Origin of the sequence: Allosphingosinicella sp. (genome assembly GCF_036387215.1) — a bacterium.
Classification (GTDB): domain Bacteria; phylum Pseudomonadota; class Alphaproteobacteria; order Sphingomonadales; family Sphingomonadaceae; genus Allosphingosinicella.
Window position 1 is genome coordinate 1 of sequence record NZ_DASVUE010000030.1, and the last position, 7493, is coordinate 7493.

The 7493-nt window shown below is 65.2% G+C and carries 5 protein-coding genes, 1 tRNA gene and 2 rRNA genes; 2 read left to right on the forward strand and 6 right to left on the reverse strand.

What is annotated here, in order from left to right:
- A partial coding sequence (locus VF662_RS01290; RefSeq protein WP_464136781.1) for a hypothetical protein occupies positions 1–182 on the reverse strand: 182 nt, incomplete at its 3' end.
- A 4-nt stretch (positions 183–186) separates the two neighbouring features.
- The gene (locus VF662_RS01295; RefSeq protein WP_464136783.1) at positions 187–1194 is read right to left on the reverse strand and encodes a HupA family protein; all 1008 of its coding nucleotides are present in this window, start codon (positions 1192–1194) and stop codon (positions 187–189) included.
- A gap of 88 nt (positions 1195–1282) precedes the next feature.
- On the opposite strand from VF662_RS01295, the gene VF662_RS01300 reads away from it, so the two are divergent.
- Positions 1283–2800: a winged helix-turn-helix domain-containing protein gene (locus tag VF662_RS01300; RefSeq protein WP_464136786.1), complete on the forward strand. Its 1518-nt coding sequence runs from the start codon at positions 1283–1285 to the stop codon at positions 2798–2800.
- Between the two features lie 5 nt (positions 2801–2805).
- Here VF662_RS01300 and VF662_RS01305 read toward each other — a convergent pair whose 3' ends face one another.
- Positions 2806–4821, reverse strand: a complete 2016-nt coding sequence (locus tag VF662_RS01305; RefSeq protein ID WP_464136788.1) for a TonB-dependent receptor — start codon at positions 4819–4821, stop codon at positions 2806–2808.
- Positions 4822–5112: 291 nt separating this feature from the next.
- On the opposite strand from VF662_RS01305, the gene VF662_RS01310 reads away from it, so the two are divergent.
- Positions 5113–6123 carry a hypothetical protein gene (locus VF662_RS01310; RefSeq protein ID WP_464136790.1) on the forward strand — a complete coding sequence of 337 codons (1011 nt, stop codon included), beginning with the start codon at positions 5113–5115 and terminating at the stop codon, positions 6121–6123.
- A 633-nt stretch (positions 6124–6756) separates the two neighbouring features.
- Here VF662_RS01310 and VF662_RS01315 read toward each other — a convergent pair.
- The 3 genes from VF662_RS01315 to VF662_RS01325 form a co-directional block, all read right to left on the reverse strand.
- Positions 6757–6833: transfer RNA gene (locus VF662_RS01315), tRNA-Met, on the reverse strand.
- A gap of 124 nt (positions 6834–6957) precedes the next feature.
- A 5S ribosomal RNA gene (rrf, locus tag VF662_RS01320) occupies positions 6958–7072 on the reverse strand.
- Positions 7073–7168: 96 nt separating this feature from the next.
- Positions 7169–7493 (reverse strand): 23S ribosomal RNA (locus VF662_RS01325); the annotation flags it as partial.

Genomic DNA, 7493 nt, shown 5'->3' on the forward strand with positions numbered 1-7493 from the left:
TGGGGGTCGGCGAGCAGCGCCCGGTAAAGCGTTTCGGCCCGCTCTGCCTTTCCTTCCCGCTCCGTCATCTGCGCCAGGTTCAGCAGTCCGGCGCCATCGAGCTGGAGGGTCACCGGACCTTCCGTCGAGGGCTGCGCGGCGGCGGCAAGGGCAAGGGCGGCTAGCGCTGCGGTCCAGGGCATAGGCTCACTGCTTCGCTACCCAGGCGCCCATCGCCTGGTGATTGGCGCCGTCATGGGTGAACGGCATCGCCCAGGCGCCGATGGTCTCCTGCGCATTGGGGCCGGTGAATCGGCCGTTGAAGAAGTTCGCGCCTGGAAGGTTGGTCTGGAACTTGCCCGAATAGCTCAGATTGCCGTTCGACAGGACCGTCTGCACCAGGCCGAAATCGCCGATCTTGGTCGAGCCCATCCCCTCCGGGAGGAACAAGGCCAGATTCCCGATAAGCGTGCTCTTGCCGAAGTCGAACTGGAGATAGATCGTTCCCTCGGCGGGCACCAGCCACCATTTCCCGCCGTCGAGTGCCACCTTCACATCGGTAGTGCCGGCAAGATATCCCTGATAGGTCGCGGTGCCCGTGGTTGGGGCGTTGCCGGCGGGAGTGAGAGTTCCGAACGCGACGGTTCCGAAGTCGGCTGTGAAGGCGAAGTCGAGGTCGGGCCGCCACCATCCGGCCATCTCGGAATATTGGTAACCCCTCGCGCGTGAGCCGCTGACGTAGAAGGACGAGCTGCGCGGAAGATCGAAGACCGTATTGTCGGACGTGGGGTTGGTGACCCTCTTGGCGTGGGTCAGGGTGGCATAAGCCTCCCCTGGCATTTGCACCTCGTAGGTGCCGGCCGCCGTATAGCGGACCTTCGGCTGCAGCCCGGCATCGTTCCTCGGGACGAGAACGGCACCCTTGTCGCTACTGGTGGGGATGCCGGCGTCGGTCCACATGCCGACATTGGCGAAAACTCCGAGGCTGGCATATTCGCCCGCAGTCGGGCCCGGGAATATGACGACGGCGGCACCGGAAGGGGTTCCCGAGCCCGGGCTTGGAGGCGGCGGAGGCGGAGGCGGAGGCGGCGGGGTGATGCTCAAACCGCTACCGCTTCCGCCACCTCCGCAAGCCGACAGGAGAGCGGCGGAGATCCCGACCGCCAAACTTCTGCAGATGAACTTGCGGCGCATGTCTTTCCCCTTCGCGTTCATGGATCCAGCCTTGCCGCAATCGGTGAATCGTAACATGATGAAGGGCCGATGATGTGCTGATCGGACGGCGATCTGGGGGAGCGGCAGAGTGCTCAACACCGCGAGGATGGCCGCACTCGACGACCGCAGGATCGGCGCCCTCTCTGTAAGCCCGGGCAGGCGCAGGATCGACGGCCCGGCCGGTTCGGTGCCGCTCGAGCCGCTGGTCCTTCATCTGCTGCTTCTGCTGGCGGATGCCGACGGCAGGGTGGTCGCGCGGTCTGTCCTGTTCGATGAGCTGTGGGGCTCTCCGGAGATTGGCGACGACAGCCTGAACCGGCTCGTCGCGGCGCTTCGACGGGCGCTGGAGCGGGCCGGCGGGGGCGTCTCTATCGAGACGGTGCCAAGAACCGGTTACCGCCTCGTCGCCGACCTCGAGGCGCCGTTGAGCGACGCGCCGGAGCACCGGGGAAGCGGGTTGACGCGCCGGAACTGGCTCGCCGCCGGATCCGGCGTCGCTGCCCTTGCAGCGTTCGGCGGATTAGCCGTTGCCCTGCGGAAACGGGCCGACGAGCGCGAAGCTGCCGAACTCGTGAACCGCGCGAGGCGGATCGTCTCCGATGGCATTCCCTGGGAGCTGCCGCAGGCGCAGAAGCTGCTGGAACAGGCGGTCCAGGCGGATCCGGCGAACGGTGCGGCATTGGGGTTGCTCTCGTCGATGCACGCGCTGGGGATCGAATCGCTCCCGCCGGCCGAGCGGCCGCGCGCGATCCAGCAGACGGACCAGTTGATCCGGCGGGCTCTTATGCAAGCACCGGCAAATGCGGATGCGCAGCTTGCGCGGCTTGCGCTCGATCAGGGGACGCTCACCTGGGCCCAATATGAGGACCGTCTCCTCGGAGTGCGCCGAGCGGCGCCCCGAAGCACCGAGGTGCTGACCGAGCTGACCTACTTCAGCCAGTCGGCCGGGCACACCCGCAGAAGCGGGGCCTATAACGAACAGGTGATCGGCCTCGATCCGATCTCGCCGCAGCCGAGATGGCGCAAGGCCCTGAAGTGCTGGATCATGGGCCGAACGGCCGATGCTGACCGGATTGTCGATGCGGTGAGGACGATGTGGCCCGAGCACCCCGGTGCGTGGAATGCAAGGCTGCTGATCTACGCCTTCACAGGGAGGGCTCATGCGGCGCTGAGAATGATCGACAATCCTGTCGGCCGCCCTCGCTCGGTCACTCCGGCGAGCATGGCGCAATGGCGGCCGACACTAGCGGCTCTTGAAGAACCAGGCGGAAGCAGGCTTTCCGATGCCGTCGCAGCCAATCTCGCCGGTGCTCGCAAAAGCCCCGGCCAGGCCGCCTACGCTGCAATGGCGTTGTCGGCCCTCGGCCAGATGGATGCAGCCTATGAAGTGGCGGAAGGTTTCCTGGTTGCGCGGGGTCCACTGCTCACCAACCAGCCGATCGAGGCGAACCGGCTGCTGGTCAACAACCCGGGCTGGCGGCGCACCCAGTGGCTGTTCACGCCGCCGATGAAGGCATTTCGCGCTGACCGGCGCTTCTCCGGCCTCTGCGACGCGCTGAGCCTCACCGACTATTGGAGCCTGCGCGGTCCGCCCGACATTCTCTGAGCGGATCAGAAGGACATTTGCAGCCCGATCCCGAGTTCCCGGGGGTCCTCCGCCGTCGCCAGGTCGGCATTGCTGTAGCTGGTCACGAGGAAACTATTGAGGAGGTTACGGGCGTAGCCGAACAGCTGCAGCCGGCCACGTTCCCATCCCGCTCGCGCGTCCACGATCCATCCGCTGCCCACCATCAACTGCGGGGTGTTAACGTCGTCACTGAAATAGGAGCCCCGCCCCCGCGCCTGAGTTGAAAGAACGAGGTCCGGGAGCGGGCGCCACGCGATCGCGGCGCGCGCAGACCATGCCGGAGCCCGCTGGAATTCCCTGCCGAGCGGCTGACCGGGCGCCGCGGTAAGGCGGGTGTCGAGCAGAGCGCCCGACAGGCTGAGCTTGAGCCGCGGGTGAACGGACCAGTCCGCGCTTGCCTCGAGGCCTGCGCTCCCTGCGCTCGGGACGTTGATGATGTCCGCAAAGCTCACGATCCGGCCGGAGGGGGAACGGAAGAGCCGGGGCACCGCACGCTGCGCATCGCGGAACCGCGTACGGAAGAGATTGGCCGATAGCTGCAGGCGGCCATCGTCCAGGCGGGCGCGTGCGAAGAGCTCCCCGGTCCACAAGGTCTCGGGTACAAAGCTGATCGGTCCATCCAGCGAGATGGTCGTGCCCCCCGGGTTGCTTGCCCGCTGCACCAGCAGACCGGCGGTGAGCTGCGGCGTCAGCGTGTAGGCGATAGTGACTCGGGGCAGCAGGAAATCGGACCGGCCCCGGTAATCGAGCCGTTCCAGTCCCCGCACTCCGTTGAGGGTGCCTGACCGTTCCTGCATGTCATGCTGCCAGCGCAGCCCCGCGCTCAGCGACAGGCGGGAGGAGAGTTCGACCGTAACGTCGCCGAACAGGCCGAGGCTCTCCTGCACGTCGCGGAACTGCCCTGCCCCCAGCACCTGCGAGAGGTCGATATCTTGATCGAGGCGCTGCCGGTAACTCGCCAGCCCGGCCGTGACCTGAACCGGTCCCCCCTGCCGCCAGCGAAGCAGGCCCTCCGCCGATGTATCGCTTCCCCTATTGGACGCCTCGCCGAAGCCCGGCGGCGCCGACCGCGTCGCTTTGGACCAGCCTGCGCTCGCCACCGCCTCGAATTGCAGGTCGGATGTGATGGGTAGCGCGGCGCGGCCGACGACGGAATCCGAGCGCGTGTCGAAGAACCCATATGTCGCCGCCGGGTCCCGACGTTGGCGGAAGGGCGTCCTGAGACCCTCGATTTGCGGCATAGCCGTCGATATGTGCGTCGCCGTTAGCGACAGCACGGCCCCTGGTAGCCGGGCGGGAGTGGCCCGGAGCTTGAGGCGGAGGAGCTTCGTCTCGTCGCGATTGAGATCGACGTCGGGCCTGCTCGCATCGGATAAATGGCTCGAGGTACGGCTGTTGCGCAGATCCACGCTCAGCCGCGCCGCCAGGTCGTCGGTGATGGGTGCGTTCACGGCAGCGGAGAATTGCCGCGTCCGTGCCTCGCCGGCGATGAAGCGTCCGCTGGCCTCTACGCCGTCGATCGGGTCTGCGGTCGACACGAAAATGGCTCCGGCGATGCTGTTGCGGCCCTGGGTGGTGGATTGCGGGGTGCGGAAGATCTCGACCCGCGCGACATCCCAGAGCGGCTGAGCGCCGAACACGAACTCATTATAGCTAACGGCTCGTCCGTCGACGACAAGCGTCGTGCGTGGACGGTTGCCGCCGAGGAAGGCAGCAAGGTCGCGAGAAGCGCCCGTCGTGTCCTGCCCCCGGATGGCCGGGCCCGTCCCCTGGCTCCCGAATTGAACGTTGGGTACGGCTGCAAGCAACTGGTCGACGCGGTCCGGCGCTGCGAGCGCTTTGAGATCGTCGCTCGTCACCACCACTACACTTGAGGCCGTCCGAGCGATGGGCCGCGGTATCCGCTCTCCGGTGACGATGATCTCCTGTCCGGCGGGCGCAGCCACTGGCGCGGTGATGGCCGTTGCCGCTTCCATGACCATCAACAAAGCGCCTGCCACGTCGCTACGCCCCCTTTGAGGGCGTCACGGTCGCTCCGAAAAGCGGGTCAGTCAATCAGCCCTTGGTTGTTCCGCGGCACCGAAGGCTCCCGCTCAGAACCTCATCAGAGCTCCGTCACATGTTGATCATGGTTCAGCGCGCCCGGCGTCGGAACAATCGCCCTTCACAAGCTGGCAGGGAGACATGTGGTGAGAAGATACAGGCTGAACGCGTCATTGTTCGCCGCGGCAATCATGGTCGTGAGTTCTCAGGCGAACGCAGATCCGACGGCCCCGTGTAACGTCGGCGCGATGCCGGGAAGCACGGAGTGCGGAGCCGGTTCGGCCGCTACGGGCGAGAACAGCACTGCAGTCGGCACCGCCGCGGAGGCGACCGCTCTCGGAGCACAGGCGTTCGGTTACGACGCCGATGCAACTGGAGCACTCTCGCTTGCGGTGGGCTATCAGTCGCGCGCCACCAACACCCGGACGACCGCTGTCGGCACCCAGGCGAACGCATCAGGGCTGAACGCCACCGCAATCGGCAACTTCACCAGTGCCGCCGGAATGGGCGCGAGCGCCGTCGGGAACGGAGCCTCGACGAACGGGGCAGGCACGGCTGCATTCGGAGTCTTGTCAGTTGCGGGGGCCGACTTCGCAACCGCGCTGGGCAGGCTGGCGACGGCAACGGGCGCGAGCAGCACCGCGGTCGGCGAGCGCTCGAGCGCCACCTTCGCCCGCTCGACCGCGATCGGTGTGCAAGCGAGCGCAACCGCGGCGGATCAGGTGGCGCTTGGCGGAGCCGGCAGCGCCGTCAGGATTGGAGACATAGCCGCGAGCACTGCAGCTCAAACCGGCACGGTTGCCGTCGCCACCGTCGACGCGAATGGCATTCTGGGACGCAATTTGACCATCATCCCGGCCGTTCAAGCGCTCCAGACGGCGTCCAATGGCCAGGCCAATCAGATCACGGCGCTGCAGACGCTTACATCCTCGCAAGCCGGTCAGATGTCGGCATTGCAGGCGGGCCAGCTAAGCCTAAGCGGGCGGATCGATACGCTTTTCGATCTTCGCGCAGTTGACCGCCGTGACGCGCAGCAGGGCATCGCTGCTGCCGTGGCCATCGGCAGCGCGGCAATGCCTTCTGAGCCGGGACGTACCAGCTACGTGCTGAACGCCGCCAACTTCCGCGGGGAGCAGGCGATCGGCGGATCACTGATGCACCGCCTCGATACGAGCAACCCGATGGCCGTCACTGCAGGTTTCTCCTACGCCGGCCACAAAAACAACGCGATGAGGATCGGCATCGCCGGCGAGTTCTAGGGCAGCTCGTGCTTGGAGCCGGCCCCTCCCTAAGCCTTCCACAACTTTCCGCCGCTGGCTTGCTGGATAGGCAAAGGAGATCATCGGTGTTGAACAGCCTCACTCGCTATTGTCCTCTTGGTATAGCGGCCATGAGTCCGGCCGCTTGCGGCGGCCGGCGCACTGAACGTGTTCGTCAACGATAACAGGAGTTGGGAAGGAGCGGCACTTTCGACCTATTTGCTTAAGAACGGTGTACTCCGTTGGGAGCACCACATTCTCGGGTACGTCGATGTCCCCGGATCCGCGGCTGAGTCCTGGTTCAGCGGACGCTTCAACGGCCCAGGTGCCGCCGAGCTCATGGCGGCCTTCAGAGCTCCATATCGCAGCGCGGTGACCGGGGAATGGGGAACCCTGAACGGCGTTTGGGCAGCGGGTAAGAAGTAGCAGGAGCTCCGGCGGCACCTGGATTTGCCGACGACGCAAAAAAGCCGCCAAGTCTGTGACCTGGCGGCTTTTCGTTCATTGCGGGAGCAGCGTTCTCCGCGCCCGCGGCGCCTGGTCTCCGCGCGGGGCGCGGCTCCGGCTGAACGAGCCTCCAATCCGGGCACCCCCACAGCCAAAAAAAACCCCGCTCGAGGCGGGGTTTTGTGTTGGTTGCGGGAGTAGGATTTGAACCTACGACCTTCAGGTTATGAGCCTGACGAGCTACCGGGCTGCTCCATCCCGCGCCACCATCATCGGGGGCCTTGCGGCGGTCCCGAAACTGACTGAGCCGCCCTCGCTCCACGCGAACGTGGAGCCAGGGCGGCTCTAATGTGAATGGGTTCAAACACCCCGCCCGCCGGCTGCAAAGCCTGGCGACGACCTACTCTTCCACTGCTTAAGCAATAGTACCATTGGCGCTGTCTGGTTTCACGGCCGAGTTCGGAATGGGATCGGGTGGGTCACAGACGCTATGATCACCAAGCTATGAAGCCGGCGGACAAGAAGTTCTAGAAATCGTGCAATTATCTGCTGAGTCCACTCTCGGACAGCACCAATGCTGTCGTTGATGGTGGAATTCTCAAGCGCGAATAGAGCAATTAGGACCGGTTAGCTCCATGGGTTACCCCACTTCCACATCCGGCCTATCAACGTCGTGGTCTTCGACGGCTCTGTGATAACTTATCTTGAGGGAGGCTTCCCGCTTAGATGCTTTCAGCGGTTATCCCGTCCATACATAGCTACCCTGCTGCACTGCTGGCGCAATGACAGGTCCACCAGAGGTATGTTCAACCCGGTCCTCTCGTACTAGGGTCAACTCCTCTCAATTATCGACGCCCACGGCAGATAGGGACCAAACTGTCTCGCGACGTTCTGAACCCAGCTCACGTACCACTTTAATTGGC